This window comes from Sorangium sp. So ce131 (genome assembly GCF_051519095.1).
Lineage (GTDB): Bacteria > Myxococcota_A > Polyangia > Polyangiales > Polyangiaceae > Sorangium.
In genome coordinates, this window is the sequence record NZ_CP150455.1 from 7,044,121 (window position 1) to 7,059,459 (window position 15,339).

The 15,339-nt window shown below is 71.6% G+C and carries 13 protein-coding genes; 7 read left to right on the forward strand and 6 right to left on the reverse strand.

Features of this window, described 5'->3' with window-relative positions:
- Window positions 1-60 precede the first annotated feature (60 nt).
- Both clpS and clpA read left to right on the forward strand, forming a co-directional pair.
- Window positions 61-384, forward strand: a complete 324-nt coding sequence (gene clpS / locus WMF43_RS25665) for an ATP-dependent Clp protease adapter ClpS (RefSeq protein ID WP_104982598.1) — start codon at window positions 61-63, stop codon at window positions 382-384.
- On the forward strand, window positions 381-2,693 hold the full coding sequence (gene clpA / locus WMF43_RS25670) for an ATP-dependent Clp protease ATP-binding subunit ClpA (protein WP_437668527.1): 2,313 nt from the start codon (window positions 381-383) through the stop codon (window positions 2,691-2,693). Before clpS ends, clpA begins: the two co-directional genes overlap by 4 nt.
- A gap of 70 nt (window positions 2,694-2,763) precedes the next feature.
- On the opposite strand, the gene apaG is transcribed toward clpA, so the two are convergent.
- Complete coding sequence (gene apaG / locus WMF43_RS25675; protein ID WP_104987470.1) at window positions 2,764-3,147, reverse strand: Co2+/Mg2+ efflux protein ApaG; 384 nt, start codon at window positions 3,145-3,147, stop codon at window positions 2,764-2,766.
- 160 nt (window positions 3,148-3,307) lie between these two features.
- Between apaG and WMF43_RS25680 the strand changes: the two genes are divergently transcribed.
- Complete coding sequence (locus tag WMF43_RS25680) at window positions 3,308-4,354, forward strand: rhomboid family intramembrane serine protease (protein WP_437668529.1); 1,047 nt, start codon at window positions 3,308-3,310, stop codon at window positions 4,352-4,354.
- 135 nt (window positions 4,355-4,489) lie between these two features.
- Here WMF43_RS25680 and WMF43_RS25685 read toward each other — a convergent pair whose 3' ends face one another.
- Window positions 4,490-5,701, reverse strand: a complete 1,212-nt coding sequence (locus WMF43_RS25685) for a hypothetical protein (protein ID WP_437668531.1) — start codon at window positions 5,699-5,701, stop codon at window positions 4,490-4,492.
- 141 nt (window positions 5,702-5,842) lie between these two features.
- Here WMF43_RS25685 and WMF43_RS25690 point away from each other — a divergent pair, with 141 nt between their 5' ends.
- Window positions 5,843-6,484, forward strand: a complete 642-nt coding sequence (locus WMF43_RS25690; protein ID WP_437668533.1) for a hypothetical protein — start codon at window positions 5,843-5,845, stop codon at window positions 6,482-6,484.
- Between the two features lie 148 nt (window positions 6,485-6,632).
- Here the strand turns inward: WMF43_RS25690 and WMF43_RS25695 are convergent, their stop codons facing one another.
- Window positions 6,633-7,823, reverse strand: coding sequence for a 1-aminocyclopropane-1-carboxylate deaminase/D-cysteine desulfhydrase (locus tag WMF43_RS25695; protein ID WP_437668535.1), 1,191 nt, complete (start codon window positions 7,821-7,823; stop codon window positions 6,633-6,635).
- On the reverse strand, window positions 7,816-8,778 hold the full coding sequence (locus tag WMF43_RS25700) for a ferritin-like domain-containing protein (RefSeq protein ID WP_437668537.1): 963 nt from the start codon (window positions 8,776-8,778) through the stop codon (window positions 7,816-7,818). The genes WMF43_RS25695 and WMF43_RS25700 overlap by 8 nt, the downstream gene beginning before the upstream one ends.
- Before the next feature lie 271 nt (window positions 8,779-9,049).
- On the opposite strand from WMF43_RS25700, the gene serC reads away from it, so the two are divergent.
- Window positions 9,050-10,135: a 3-phosphoserine/phosphohydroxythreonine transaminase gene (serC, locus tag WMF43_RS25705; protein ID WP_437668538.1), complete on the forward strand. Its 1,086-nt coding sequence runs from the start codon at window positions 9,050-9,052 to the stop codon at window positions 10,133-10,135.
- A 391-nt stretch (window positions 10,136-10,526) separates the two neighbouring features.
- On the forward strand, window positions 10,527-10,979 hold the full coding sequence (locus tag WMF43_RS25710; protein WP_437668540.1) for a KGG domain-containing protein: 453 nt from the start codon (window positions 10,527-10,529) through the stop codon (window positions 10,977-10,979).
- A gap of 398 nt (window positions 10,980-11,377) precedes the next feature.
- Here the strand turns inward: WMF43_RS25710 and WMF43_RS25715 are convergent, their stop codons facing one another.
- On the reverse strand, window positions 11,378-12,322 hold the full coding sequence (locus WMF43_RS25715; protein WP_437668542.1) for a fatty acid desaturase family protein: 945 nt from the start codon (window positions 12,320-12,322) through the stop codon (window positions 11,378-11,380).
- A gap of 543 nt (window positions 12,323-12,865) precedes the next feature.
- Here WMF43_RS25715 and WMF43_RS25720 point away from each other — a divergent pair.
- On the forward strand, window positions 12,866-13,897 hold the full coding sequence (locus WMF43_RS25720; RefSeq protein WP_437684085.1) for an agmatinase family protein: 1,032 nt from the start codon (window positions 12,866-12,868) through the stop codon (window positions 13,895-13,897).
- 52 nt (window positions 13,898-13,949) lie between these two features.
- Here WMF43_RS25720 and WMF43_RS25725 read toward each other — a convergent pair whose 3' ends face one another.
- Complete coding sequence (locus WMF43_RS25725; protein WP_437684087.1) at window positions 13,950-15,245, reverse strand: M18 family aminopeptidase; 1,296 nt, start codon at window positions 15,243-15,245, stop codon at window positions 13,950-13,952.
- Window positions 15,246-15,339: the final 94 nt, after the last annotated feature.

Here is a 15,339-nt window from a genome sequence, read left to right on the forward strand (position 1 = left end):
ATCGGCCTCACGTCGGCCGCTTGCCGGGGCGAGGCTCTTGCTATTCTTCCTGACGGATTTATGCCGAACGATCCCGAGGAAAAAGAAGGCAGGCAGGGCGACCTCGCGACGGAGCGGGAACGGAAGGTCGAGAAGGCCCGCCGCTACAAGGTCGTCTTCCACAACGACGACTACACGACGATGGAGTTCGTCGTGCTCGTCCTCATGAAGTTCTTCCACCGCACCGAGACGGAGGCCACGCACATCATGCTGAGCGTGCACCACCGCGGCCACGGGGTCGCGGGCGTGTACACGAAGGATGTCGCGGAGACCAAGGTCGCCCAAGTCCAGGACTTCGCCAAGGAGCACGGGATGCCCCTTCGGTTGACCGCCGAGCCGGAATGACCATGCGCATCAGCCCCGAAGTTGAGATCGCCTTTTCGCTAGCCACCCGGGAGGCCTCGCGCCGCCGGCACGAGTTCGTGACCATCGAGCACCTGCTCTACGCGCTGCTCTTCGACGAGGAGACGGCCGAGGTCCTGCGGCACGCCGGGGGCGACACCCCGCTGCTCAAGAAGAAGCTCGAGCGCTTCCTCGACGAGGAGATCGAGGCGCTGCCGGAGGACGCGGACACGAGCCCGACGCTCTCGCTCGGCTTCCAGCGCGTGGTGGGCCGCGCCGCGATGCACGTGCAGTCCTCGGGCAAGAAGGAGCTCAAGGGCGCGAACGTGCTCGTCGCGATGTTCGCCGAGCGCGACTGCCCGGCCGTGACCTTGCTCGGCGAGCAGGGCATCAGCCGCTTCGACGTCGTGAACTACATCTCGCACGGCATCTCGAAGACGGGCCAGGACGACAGCCTCCGCGAGGAGTCCGAGGAGGGCGGCGAGCCCGGCGCCGCCCAGCCGATCAAGGACCCGCTCGCCGCGTTCACGATGAACCTCAACAAGGAGGCGTCCGAGGGCCGGATCGATCCGCTGGTCGGCCGCGAGAACGAGGTCGCCCGCACGATCCAGGTGCTCGCGCGGCGGCGGAAGAACAACCCGCTGCTCATCGGCGACGCGGGCGTCGGCAAGACGGCGATCGTCGAGGGGCTCGCGCAGCAGATCGAGAAGAAGGACGTGCCCGCGCCGCTCAAGGACGCGACGGTCTACGCGCTCGACATGGGCGCGCTGCTCGCCGGCACGAAGTACCGCGGCGACTTCGAGAACCGGCTGAAGGCCGTGCTGCGCGCGCTCGAGAAGCAGCCGGGGTCGATCCTGTTCATCGACGAGATCCACACGATCATCGGGGCCGGCGCGGCGAGCGGCGGGACGATGGACGCGTCGAACCTGCTCAAGCCGGCGCTCGCCTCGGGCCGCCTGCGCTGCATCGGCGCGACCACGTTCCAGGAGTACCGCGGCCACCTGGAGCGCGACAGCGCGCTCGCCCGGCGCTTCCAGCGCATCGAGGTGACGGAGCCGTCGGTCGACGACACGACGAAGATCCTGAAGGGGCTCCAGAAGCGCTACGAGGAGTTCCACAAGGTGACGTACACGGCGGAGGCGATCGAGGCCGCGTCCAAGCTGTCGGCGCGTTACCTCCAGGATCGCCGGCTGCCCGACAAGGCGATCGACCTGCTCGACGAGGCGGGCGCGGCGGCGCGCCTGCGCCACGGCGACGGCTACCGGGTGGAGACGGCGGACATCGAGCTCGTCATCGCGAAGATGGCGCAGATCCCGCCTCGCCAGGTGTCGACGTCGGACAAGGCGCAGCTCAAGGATCTCGAGCAGTCGCTGCGCTCGGTGATCTTCGGCCAGGACGAGGCGGTGAAGCAGCTCGCGTCGGCGATCAAGCTGTCGCGCGCGGGCCTGCGGGCGCCGGAGAAGCCGATCGGCTCGTTCCTGTTCTCGGGTCCGACGGGCGTCGGCAAGACGGAGCTGGCGAAGCAGCTCGCGAAGGCGCTCGGCATCGGCTTCTTGCGGTTCGACATGAGCGAGTACCAGGAGCGCCACACCGTCTCCCGGCTGATCGGCGCGCCGCCCGGCTACGTCGGCTTCGATCGCGGCGGCCTGCTCACGGAGGCGGCGGCGAAGACGCCGCACGCGGTGCTCTTGCTCGACGAGATCGAGAAGGCGCACCCGGACGTGTTCCAGGTCCTGCTCCAGGTGATGGACCACGGGACGCTCACCGACAACAACGGCAAGAAGAGCGATTTCCGCCACATGGTGCTGATCATGACGAGCAACGTGGGCGCGAGGGAGCTCGCGCAGTCGCGGGTCGGCTTCGGCGAGCGGGGCACGGCGGGCGACGACGACAAGGCGTACAAGAACACGTTCAGCCCGGAGTTCAGGAACCGGCTCGACGCGCGGATCATGTTCCGTCCGCTGGATCCGTCGGTGATGGGGAGCATCGTCGACAAGTTCATCGGCGAGCTCGCGGCGATGCTGGCCGACCGGTCGGTGACGGTGGAGGTGACCGACCGGGCGAGGGCCGAGCTCGCGACGAGGGGGTATGATCCTGCGAACGGGGCGCGGCCGCTCGGGAGGGTCATCGAGAACGAGATCAAGCGGCGGCTCGGGGACGAGCTGCTCTTCGGGGCGCTGGAGAACGGGGGGAGCGTCGCGGTCGACTTCGAGGGGAGCGACTTCACCTTCAAGTTCACCGCGGCGCCGGCCGGAGAGGAGCCCGAGAAGCAGAAGGTGAACGGGGCGGCGGAGCCGGTTCCGGCGGAGTAGTTCCCCCGGGGGCTGGGGGGGAGGGCGCGATGGTGTGAGCGCCCGTCTTCCCTCCCCAGCCTCGACGGGCTCAGTTCAACGAGTGCGGCATCGCCAGCGTAAACGGCGCAATCTCCGCATCAAACACCCGCCCATCCGGCCGATACATCTGGTACGTCCCCCTCATCGTCCCGCGCGGGGTCTCGAGCACACACCCGCTCGTGTACTCGAAGTGCTCGCCAGGCTTCAGCGAGGGCTGCTGCCCGACCACGCCAGGCCCCCTCACCTCCTCCACCTTCCCGCTGCCGTGCGTGATGATCCAGTGCCGCGTCTTCAGCTGCGCGGGCTCGGTGCCTTCGTTCGCGATCCGCACCGTGTAGGCAAACACGTACCGATGCTCCGTCGGCGAGGACTGCGTGGGGACGTAGACCGTCGAGACGGTGACCCGGATGCCTTGCGTGATGGCCGTCGACACAACCACGCACTGCCACCGCTGCGCCGCGCGCACAAGAGCCGGGCACGCGGGAGACATCGCGCACGGGCCATGAGCCTCTCCAGAAGCCGGCGTTGACAGGCTCCGAGCTCATCCACAGGTTTCGCTGACCGTGGGGGAACGAACCCTGGAGGAACCCGCCGTGCGCGAGCAAGAACGGATCGGTGCTGGAAACCCTGACGGCGATCGGTTCGTCCCGATCGCGATCCTGCCGCCGGCGCGCGGCGACGGCGCGGCGCTCGCCCAGGGGCACGACGGCGCCGGTCAGGGAGGAGAACCCCACGGGCTCGGGCTCACGGCGATCGGGCCCGTCATGCCGGAACGCAAGATCCGCGAGTGGGCCCTCGTCCTGCAATCGAGCGAGATCTGGCACGCCGTCCGGTACACCTCGGCGGGCTGGGTGCTGCTCGTGCGCGACGAGGACTACCCCCTCGCCGCAGGCTCGATCGACCGGTACGAGGCGGAGAACCGCGACTGGCCCCCGCGCCGGCCGCGCGAGCGGCCGCGCCACCCGCCGTCCGCGGTCGCCGGCGTCGCGTTCGCCGCGCTCGCCCTGTTCTTCTTCCTCGTCACCGGCCCGGCGAGCGGCGGCGGGCGCTGGTTCCAGCGCGGCGCCTCCGTCGCCGACCTCGTCATCGGGCCCGAGCCGTGGCGCGCGATCACCGCGCTCACGCTGCACGCCGACTCGGCGCACGTGCTCGGCAACGTCATCTCCGGGACCGTCTTCGCCTCCGCCGTGCAACGCCGCCTCGGCGCGGGCGGCGGCGCGCTCGCCGTCGTCGCGGCCGGGACCCTCGGCAACCTCGCGAACGCGCTCTGGTACGAGAGCATGGGGCAGCACCACGCCTCGATCGGCGCCTCCACCGCGGTGTTCGGCGCGGTCGGGCTGCTCGCCGCCACGCAGGTCGTGCTCGACCGCGCCCACCGGAGCGAGGAAGAGCGCAGCCTGCTCCAGCGCGCCGCGCCGCTCGTCGGAGGCGTCGCCCTGCTCGGCGCCCTCGGCGCGAGCCCGCGCTCCGACCTCGGCGCGCACCTCTTCGGCCTGCTCGGCGGCGTCGTGATCGGCCTCGTCGCCGGCCTCGCGCTGCGCGGCCGGAGCGCGCCTGGACGCCCCCTCGTCCAGGTCGCGCTCGGCGCCGTCGCGACCGGCATCGTCCTCGGCGCGTGGCAGCTCGCGCTGCGCGCCTGACCGACCCCCACGCCAGCGGGCGCGACCTCAGCGCGGCCGCCGCCCCTGCCTCAATCCACAGTCCGCCGGCCAGATACCGCGACCGCAGCGCGGCCGCCGCCTCGACCTCAGTCCGCTGGCCAGAGCCCCACCGTCTCAGTCCGCTGGCCAGAGCCCCACCGTCCCGCCGACCCACGTCAGATCCCGGTTCTGATCGACGCCGAGCATCTTCCCGCGCGAGAGCCGCACCAGGTTGAGCACGAGCGAGAGCTCGGGGTCGCCGGGCGCGCGCAGGAACATCATCCGGACCTCGGCCTTCACCCCGTGGCCATCGGGCATCGGGAGCGCCGGCTCGTACGTGATCTTCTCCTGGAGCAGCCACCGCGAGCGCTCGCGCTCCGGGATGGCGGCGACGTCCTCGGGCGTGACGTCGACCTTCACCCCGGAGCCCGCGAACGAGAACAGCGGCTTGAGCACGTAGCGATCGAGGTCCTCGGGCAGGCGCTCGACGTCGCTCAGCGTCCGCGCCCGGGGGACGGCGGGGTGATCGATGCGCGGCAGCGTGTACTTCGACCACGTCCAGTACCAGTTCGGGTGCGAGCACCACGTGACGTCGAGCGGCTCGTTGTAGCGGAACGGGAGCTCGATCCGCTTCGACTCGAGCTCGTCGAACACGACGCGGTTGTAGAGCCGGCGGACGGGGACGAGGCGCCCGTCCACGCGGCGGTACAGCCGGTTCTTCTCCCGGACGAGCGCCGTCGGGCAGACCGCGTCGATGCCGACGAGGAGCTTCGTGGCCCGGAAGTCCGGGTACGTCTTCTGCTGCTCCGGGTGCAGGTCGAGCAGCACCACCGACTCCTCGGGCTCGCCCGCGAGCAGCGCGCGGCGCAGCCACGCGACGACCTCCTCGCGGCTCCGCCCGCCGAAGCAGCACGTCCAGCGCCGGTCGAGCCCCGGCATCCCGGCCATCACCTCGGCCAGGATCTCCGACTGCACGAGCATGAGCGCGTAGAGCGACGGGAACGCCTGCAGCTCGACCACCTTGCCCTCGAGCTCGCCGTCCGCGCCGCGCACGATCGCGAAGTCCACCTGCGCGCAGTTCGGCAGCGGGTCCATCCCCGGCACGTCGAGGTGGGGCGGGATCGCGCGCTTCATCTCCTGGATCAGCGCGGGGTCCGAGATCTGCCGCACGATCTCCGTCGCGGAGCGCTCGAGGTCCTCGCGCAGCCGCCGCGGCAGGAACAGCGGCGTCTCGGCGACGCGGAACGGGATCGAGCACTCGAGGCGCCGCTCGAGGCGGCCGAGGTAGTCCTGGTACGTCGACGGGCCGAAGGCGGCGTTGAAGGCGCGCCGGAAGGTGGGGTCCATGAACTTTGGTGGTACCACGGCGACCCGCGCGGCTGCACGGCCCGGCGGCTCGGCCCGGAAGCGCGCCGGCGGGTCCGTTCCGGCTTGAGGCGCGGGGCGCGACGACTAGAGTCGCGGCGAACCCTCTCCGAGGCCGCCACGATGACGATGACCATGCTCCGCTCCGCCAAGGTACTGCCGCTCGTCGCCGCGCTGGCCGCGGCGTGTTCGAAGACCCCCGAGCCGACGGCCACATCCACGCCCGAGGCGCCGGCGACCAGCAAGCCCGCTGCGCCGGCCCAGACGGCGCCCGCCGCGCCGGCCCAGACGGCGCCCGCGGCCGCACAGCCGGCCGGCGGCGAGCTCGCCTGGGACGCGCCCGCGAGCTTCGAGACCGCGCCGAACCCGAACTCGATGCGCAAGGCGACGTACAAGATCAAGCGCGCCGCGGGCGACGCCGAGGACGCCGAGCTCAGCGTCAGCCAGGCCGGCGGCAGCGTGGACGCGAACATCACGCGCTGGGTGGGGCAGTTCGCCGAGAAGAGCGCCGACTCGCCGAAGCGGAGCGAGGTCAAGGTCAACGACATCAAGGTCACCGTCGTCGAGGTGCGCGGCACGTTCAGCGGCTCCGGGATGCCCGGCATGCCCGCCTCGGCGCCGAAGCCGGCCTACGCCCTGCTCGGCGCGATCGCCGAGACGCCCTCCGGCGAGCTCTGGTTCTTCAAGATGACCGGCCCCGAGAAGACCGTCACCGGGGCGCGCGCCGACTTCGACAAGCTCGTGAACAGCCTGCGCGTGAAGTGACGCGCCGCGCCTGACCGCGCGGGGCCTCACTTGCGCAGCGCTTCACGTCGCGCGGCGCCTCACACCGCGCGGCGCCTCACGTCGCGCGGTGCCTCACGTCGCGCGGTGCCTCCCCCTCGCGCGGCGCCTCACGCTACGCCGCCGCAGCTCACACCTCGACCTCTCCCTCGAAGTACCGCGCGAACCCCGGCGGCAGCGCCGCGGGGCCGACCGGCGGGAGCGGCGGGCGCGCGCTCGAGAGCGTCTGCCAGAGGAGCAACGTCTCGCCCGGGCGCTCGCGCCCGATCTCGCGCAGCGCGGCGAGCGCCTTGCCGCTGTACGTGACCTCCCCGGGCACGCCGATCAGCCGCTCCACCTCGGGGATCGCGGCGATCGCCGCGGCGGTCGGCGCGCCGTAGCCGGGGCCGAACGCGCGGTGCTCGATCTCGAAGCGGACGGACGGGAGCCGCCGCCGGGTGAAACGCGGCGCGCGCCGGGCGAGGGTGCGCGCCATGCTCGCGACCTCGTACCGGACGACGGCGCGGTTGCAGACGATGCGGTCGGCGATGCGCACGCCGACGATCGTGGTCGGCCAGCCGAGCATCGCTGCGCCGAGCGCGAGCCCCGCCAGCGTCCCGCACGTACCCGAGGCGACCACGATGCGATCCGGGCGCGGCGCGTCGCCGCGCCGGACCTGCTCGGCGAGCTCGAGCATCGCGTCGACGTACCCGAGGCACGGCAGCGCGGACGACGCGCCGGGCAGGATGAAGTAGGGACGCTCGGCGCGGCGCATCGCGCCGAGCACCCGGAGCGCCGTGGACGTGTACCCGCCCCCGCGGACGAGCTCCGCGCCGCCGGCCGCGTCGGTGAGCAGCGCCGCGCGGCCGAAGCGGGTGACCGGCTGATCGTACAGCACCGCGGTCACGGCGAAGCCGAGCGCCCGGCCGAAGAGGACCGTGGCCATCACCTGCGTCGACGCGAGGCCGCCCGCCGTGACGAGCGTCCGCGCGCCGCGCCGCGCCGCGTCGGCCAGCAGGAACTCGAAGCGCCGCACCTTGTTGCCGCCGTAGAGCGGCGAGATCAGATCGTCGCGCTTGATCCAGACGCCGCCGCGGCCGAGGTACCCCTCGATCGCGGTGCACGGCACGACCGGCGTCGGCGCGTGCGCGAGCGGCCGCCACGGGACCTGCCCCGCGAGCTCGGGCAGCTCCGCGAACAGCGGCAGCTCCCGGGAGGCAGGCACGAAGGCCGCTCCGCCGGCGAGCCCGTCCGCGCCGGGCGCCGCGCCGAGCGTGTTCCCGGAGGGCGCCGCCCCGCCCGCCCCTCCCGTCGCGCCGCGCTGCGCCTCGCGCTCAGGCACGCGCCGCCGCGCCGTGCCGCGCCGGCGAGCCGCCCGGGCCGGCCTGCTCCCCCGCGTCGCCGGCGTCGTCCTCCGGCCCGGCGCCGAGCTGGCCGCCGCGCACGACGAGCGGATCGCTGAGGTACGTGTCCGTCAGCCGCTTCGGCCCGGCGAGGCCGAGCAGCCTGAGCGGCAGGAGCAGCACCGAGAGCACCCACGACGCGACGCCGAGCGCGAGCTTGCCGGCGTACGCCTCCGCCACGAGCGCGAGCTTGCGGCCCGCCGACAGCGACGAGATCGGCGCGTCGGTCAGGCCGATGCGCATCAGCCGGAGCTCCGCGATCCGCACCGAGTGCCGGACCAGATCCGGCAGGCGCCGGAGCGCCGGGTGGTCCATCGGCAGGCGCTTCTGCATGAACGCCTCGAGCCGCGACACGCCCCAGAGCGACACCAGCGCGAGCCCGAGCAGCCGGCGCCGGAGCGCGGGCCTTCCCGCGATGGCCTTCGCCGTCTGCCGCTCGCCGAAGTCGACGTGGCGCTCTTCCTGGCGCACGCCGCGCTTCAGGATGGCGACGATCTCGGGCTCGTCCACGGTGTCGATCATCGCGTAGAACGCCTGGAGGACGAGGCCCTCGCCGAGCGCCATCTCGAGCGCGACGTGCTCGGCCCAGTCCCCGCCCATCAGCCCCGTCGCGAGGAACCGCACGCTCCAGGCCGCCTTCTCGGGCTGCGCCCCCAGGATCTCGAGGATGCGGAGGAAGTTGCCGACGTGCTGGAACTCCTCCACGGCCTGGCGCGAGAGGAAGCGGGCGGACTCCAGGTCGGGGGCGTTGTAGAGCCAGTGCCCGATCTGGACGCCGGTGATCTCCCCGTAGAGGAACTGCTGGACGGCCCAGACGATCACGTCCTTGTCCTTGACAGGATCGAGCTTGGCGCCCTGGAAATCGAACGCCATCTCTTCGCGGGTCACCAGCATCACTCGCCCTCCGGAGCGATGAATCTAGCCCAGCTCGCGGCCCCGGGCAGGCCGGACGCGCTGAGCCCGCCGCGTGATGCCCGCCGCGCACCCGCCGCGCCCGCCCCGACGCGCCCGCCCCGACGTCGGCGCCGGCCGCGGCGGCGCCGGCGACGCCAGCAGCTGTCCGGCGCGGCCCAGCCCGGCCGGGCGGCGCCGGGGTCTGCCGCCCCGTGGTATACGGCCGCGGCGGCGGTCAGGAGCCGCCGACCAGAACCTCAGGAGAAGCACCATGGCGCGCGTCCACAACTTCAACGCCGGCCCTGCCGGGCTCCCCCTCCCTCCCCTCGAGCGTGCCCAGCGCGAGCTCCTCGATTTCGAGGGGACGGGCATGTCCATCATGGAGCACAGCCACCGCGGCAAGGCGTTCGAGGCCGTGCACAACGAGGCCATCTCGCTCCTCCGGCAGCTGCTCCGCGTGCCGGACGACTACCACGTGCTGTTCATGCAGGGCGGCGCGGCCATGCAGTTCGCGCTGGTGCCGATGAACCTGCTGCCCTCGGAGCGGAGCGCCGACTACATCCTGACCGGCGGCTGGTCCGAGAAGGCCATCGAGGAGGCGAAGCGCGTCGGGACCGTCCGTGTCGCCGCCAGCACCGCGGTCGACAAGCGCTACACCCGGATCCCCCACCAGAACGAGCTCTCGCTCGACCCGAACGCCGCGTACGTCCACATGACGACGAACAACACGCTGTTCGGCACCCAGTGGCACTGGCTCCCGGACACCGGCGAAGTTCCGCTCGTGGCCGACATGTCCTCGGACATCCTGTGGCGCCCGATCGATGTCTCCAGGTTTGCCCTGATTTACGCCGGCGCCCAGAAGAACATCGGGCCCAGCGGGGTGACGGTCGTGCTCGCCCGGAAGGACCTTGTTGACAGGGGCAGAAAAGACATTCCTGTCATTTTCCGTTATGCCACTTACGCTGCCAACAACTCCCTCTACAACACCCCTCCGACATTCGCAATCTACCTCATGCGCAACGTGCTCGCGTATACGCTCGAGATCGGTGGGCTCGAGGAGCTCGAGCGACGCAATCGCAAGAAGGCTGAGCTGCTCTATGCGACGCTGGACGCAAATGCGGACTTTTTCCTGGCTCCGGCCGAGAAGGAGAGCCGCTCGTTCATGAACGTCGTGTTCCGGCTGCCCAGCGAGGATTTGGAGAAACGTTTCGTCGCCGAGGCCGCAAAGGAGGGTATGGTGGGGCTCGCCGGGCACAGATCGACCGGGGGTATCCGGGCTTCGATCTACAACGCAGTATCCATCGAATCAGTGGAGCGCCTTACGGCGTTCATGCGGGACTTCGTCAAGAGGGCCTGACGCGCTGCGGGATCTCGACATTCTCATCATTTCCAGGCTCGCCTCGCTTTCCATCTGGGTCGCGGGCGAGCCGTAATTCGTCGCGTCCCAACCTTCAGCCCGCTTGACGTTGTTCCGCCCGGTACAACAGGCCCCGGCGGAAAGGGTCTGTCGGCCTTTCCGCCGCTTGGAAGGGGGGTGGTGAACACCAGCCCCTGACCAGCACCGGGAGGGGGTGGCGAACGCTGCTCCCGGCCCGATACCGGGAGGGGGTGGACAACACCAATCTGCGACCGATAACGGGAGCGGGAGGACGACGCCGCTCCCTGCCGGCTCGCAGCCCTGTCGGAGACGTGAGTCGAGCGAGCCAACCGTTAAGGAGAGGATGATGGCGAGCATGGATGATCGTGGGATGATTTCCAGGAGTGAGGAGGACCAGGAGGAAAGGCGGGCCTCGCAGAGCGAGCCCCCGCCCTCATCGATGACGCAGAAGCAGGCAGCCGAGCGGCAGCAGCGTGGGTTCGCCGCCATGGATGAGGAGCGCCAGCGCAAGATCGCCAGCAAGGGCGGGAAGGCGGCCCACGAAAAGGGCACGGCGCACGAGTTCACGCGCGACGAGGCGCGCGCCGCTGGAAAGAAGGGTGGCGAGGTCGTCAGCCAGAACCGCAAGCACATGGCCGAGATCGGCCGGCGGGGCGGCGAGCGCGTCAGCCAGGACCGGGCGCACATGGCCGAGATCGGCCGCAAGGGCGGCGAGGCCGTGAGCGGCGATCGCCAGCACATGGCCGAGATCGGCCGCCGCGGCGGCGAGTCACGGGGCGATCAGCCGCGGAGCGAGCAGCCGCGGAGCGAGCAGCCGCGCTGACGGGGGAGAGCTGGGGCCCGGCGGCTCGGCGCCGGCCCAGCCCCGCTGCACCTCTTGCGTGCTCCACGCCCCGGGGCTCCCGGTCGTGGCCGCAAGAGGAGACAAGGAGGCGCACGCCCCGGGGCTCCCGGGTCGTGGCCGCACAAGGAGATCGCGTGATCCACGCCCCGGGGCTCCCGGTCGTGGCCGCGAGCTGCCCTCCTCTGAGGAGGGCCGACATCGCAGGACGGCGAGCGCCGCGGGCTCCTCGCCCGTTGCGATGCCGTCCATGGCGACGGTACATGCTGTCTACCCTCATCCGTTGCGAGCGGGCGGCGCGCAGCTCCTCACGCAGGGCTGCCGGCGGCGTCCGATCGGCGCGCCCAGCGCGCGTCAGCTCGGCGCAATCCCCAGCGGCGTCAGCTCGGCGCGATCGCGCCCAGCGAGACGTCGGTCGGCGTCTCCTTCGGACCGGGGATCCACTCCTCGTCGGGCTCCTCGGGCGGGAGCACGACCGGAGCGCCGTCGTAACGCAGGCGCTTTCCCGGCCAGACGAAGCTGCGGAACAGGTAGGCGAGCAGCGAAGGCTGGTCCAGGTTCGGGTGGATGAACGGGGCCACGCGCCTCGCGTGCTCGGCCGGCAAGAGGCTCCAGTGGAGGCCGGGCTCCATGTGGTGAATGGAGTGGAAGCCGTTGTTGTACGTCCACCAGTTGACGAGCCGGCCGACGAAATTGCGCGAGTGGTTGTGCTCGCTGTCCTCCTTGCAGCCGTCGTGCTGGAGGTAGTTCATGGTCACGATCCCCCAGGCGGCGTACTGGTGGGGAATCAGCACGTAGAGAAGGAACTTCTGCCAGTCGAGCGCGAAGAGCGCCGCCATCGCGCCGAGGAACACCGCCGACTCGAGCAGCATCTGCCGGAACCAGGGCGGGTTCCGCCGGTACATCGCCTGGAAGTAACGCATGTCGGCGGGCAGGATGTCGCGGACCACGCGGCTCATGAAGAGGAGCCCGTTCAGCAGGTTCCACCGATAACGCACCTTCGTCGTGCGCATGACGTCGCGCCGCGATTGCGTGTGCTTGTGATGGCTGAGGTTATGGCCCGGCACGTAGGCGCTGACGGGGTGGCCGTACGTCAATGTGAGCACGACCTGGAACGCGCGGTTCATCCATCGCCGCCGGAAGACCGGGCAATGGACCGAGTTGTGGGTCGCCACCGCGCCGAGGAACGAGAAGGCGCAGGTCGCGCCGAGCAGCGGAATCGCGAGCCAGAGCGCCCGCGGCGCGTAGATCCATTGCACCGCGACGAGCCCGAAATACGTCGCGACGAAGAGCAGCGTCTTGAAATCGGCGCGGTACCGCAGCATGGCTGAATTTCCCGGCAGCGACCCCCGCGCGCCTTGCCGGATCGTCCGCGCGGCGCGAGGCTGCGCCGGACGTCCGGACAGACGCGGCGGTGCGTCAAATTCTCGGGGCCCTTAGTAGCGCATTTCGTCGCAGCCGGAAGCGTGAAGTTGCATTCCGACGTCACGTCATCGTCACCGACGGCGCGCGCGGTGCGATCGCTCCTTCGCACCGCTCCGCGGCGCGCGCGCCGCGCGGGCCGCTCACCGGCGCTCCACCGGCGCTCCGGCCCTGCGCGCCGTGTCCGCCGGACGCGCTGCGCTCACCAGCGCTCCGGGCGCGGGCCGCTCCTCACCAGCGTTCCGGGCGCGTGCCTCTCGGCTGGAGATCCGGGCGCGGAAGTTGCCCGGCCGGTCGCGGGAGTTGCTCGTCTGGTGCGATGTCGCAGAGTGCGGCGGAGCGCGGCGGAGCGCTTCGGCGCGCCCCGCCGCGCCTTCGGCCGAGCGCGGCTCGCGCTTGACGACCCCGTCGCGAACCGCCAACGTGGCCCGGTGAGCTCATCGCGTATCGGCTTCGATCCAAACGGTCCTGCGCTCGGCCACGGGGTCTACGGCCTGCCTCACACCCCCGAGGAGGCCCGGGTGGTCCTCATCCCGGTGCCCTGGGAGCCCACCGTGTCCTACCGCCGCGGCGCCGCCAAGGGCCCGGCGGCGATCCTGCGGGCGAGCCGGCAGGTCGACCTCTTCGACCTGCACACGGGCAGGCCGTACGAGCAGGGCATCGCGATGCTCGACGTCGACCCCGACATCGTGCGCTGGAACGCCGAGGCGTGCGCGGCGGCCGAGCCGGTGATCGCGGCGCAGGGCGAGGTCGCCGGGGACCGGGACCTCGAGGCGCGCCTCGCGACGGTGAACGCGCTGTCGCGCCGGCTGAACGAGCGCGTCGCCGAGCTCGCCACGCGGTGGATCGAGCGGGGCAAGCTCGTCGGGATCGTCGGCGGCGATCACTCGGCGCCGTACGGCACGATCGCGGCCCACGCCGAGCGATACCCCGGGATGGGGATCCTCCACGTCGACGCGCACGCCGACCTCCGGAAGGCGTACGAGGGGTTCACGGACTCCCACGCTTCGGTCATGTACAACGTCGCGACCCGCCACCCGAGGATCTCGCGCATCGTGCAGGTCGGGCTGCGCGACATGAGCGAAGACGAGCTCAAGTTCATCCGCGAGTCGAACGGGCGCATCGTCGCCCACGTCGACCCCGCGATCGCCGACCGCCTCTTCGAGGGGGAGCCATTCCACCTGATCGCCGACGCGATCATCGAGGATCTCCCCGAGGACGTCTACGTGACCTTCGATATCGACGGGCTCGACCCGGTGCTGTGCCCCAACACCGGCACCCCCGTGCCCGGCGGGCTCTCGTTCCAGCAGGCCGTCGCCCTCATCGGCCGCATCCAGAAGAGCGGGCGGCGCATCGTCGGCTTCGACCTGAACGAGGTCGCGCCCAAGGACGATCACGACGACTGGGACGGCAACGTCGGCGCGAGGCTGCTCTACAAGATGATCGGCTACGCGCTGATCTCCCACGGCAGCCGCTGACGGCGCGCGCGGACGCTCAGCCGCGCGCGGACGCTCAGCCGCACGCGGACGCTCAGCCGAGCGCGCGCTTGTACGTCTCGATCGCGAGGTGCACGTCGAGCGTGCCGGCCATCTCGCGGCAGGAGTGCATGCTCAGCATCGGGGCGCCGACGTCGACCGTCGCGATCCCGAGCGCGGCCGCGGTGATGGGGCCGATCGTGCTGCCGCACGGGAGGTCGCTGCGGACGACGAAGCGCTGGGGGGCGTAGCCGACGTCGTGGCAGAGCGCCTCGAGCGCCGCCGCCGTCGCGCCGTCGGTCGCGTAGGACTGGTTCACGTTCGACTTGATCACGAGCCCGCGGTTGATCTGCGGGGCGTGGCGCGGCTCGTGCTGGTCGGCGTAGTTCGGGTGCACCGCGTGCGCCATGTCCGCCGAGACGAGCAGCGAGCCGGCCATCGCCCGGACGAACGCCTGGGGCTCGCGCTCCCGGTACGCCTCGACGATCCGCGCGAGCACGTCGCGCAGCACGCTGCCCGCGGCCCCCACGGCGCTCCGGCTGCCGCACTCCTCGTGGTCGTAGAGCGCGATGACCCGCGTCGCCGCGCCGACGTCGCCCGCGCCGATCAGCGCCGACGTCGCGGCGTGGCAGCTCGCGAGGTTGTCCAGCCGCGACGCAAAAATGAACTCGTCCCCGAGGCCGCCGAGCGACGCCTTGAGCGTGTCGTACAGGCAGAGGTCGAAGCCGAGGATGGCGTCGCGCGGGGCGTCGACCGCGCGCGCGAGCGCGGCGTGGAGGTCCACCTCGCGGCCGAGGCCGATCACGGGGACGAGGTGCTTCTGCGCGTTGAGCACGAGCCCCTCCGAGTTCACCCCGCGGCTCAGGTGGATCGCGAGGTTCGGGACACGCGCGACCGGGCGGACCAGGTCGACGAGGTGGCGCTCGACGCGTCCGTCGCGGCGGACGTGCACGCGGCCGGCGACGCTGAGGTCGCGGTCGAGCCAGGTCGAGTAGAGCACGCCGCCGTAGACCTCGACGCCGAGCTGCTGGTAGCCGCTGCGCGAGAGCTCGGCGTTCGGCTTCACCCGGAGGTTGGGCGAGTCGGTGTGGGCGCCGAGGACGCGGAAGCCGCCCCGCGCCGGGTGCTCGGCCCCGGCGACGAACGCGACGATCGTCGAGCCGCCGCGGATGACGTAGCGGCGATCGCCCGGCTTGAGCGCCCACGCGTCGCGCTCGTCGAGCTCCGAGAAGCCGGCCGCCCCGAGCCGCGAGGCGACCTCGCGGACGGCGTGGTACGGCGTCGGCGCGCGGTCGATGAACGCGCAGAGGTCGCGGGCGGCGAGCACGCCGCGCTCGCGCAGCGCCGACATCTCGTCCGCGCTCTTCAGGAAGCGCTCGCCCAGGTCGTTCGATGGTTTCGGATCGCCTGCGCGATCGTGGATCTCGGGGGCCGTCATGGAGGCT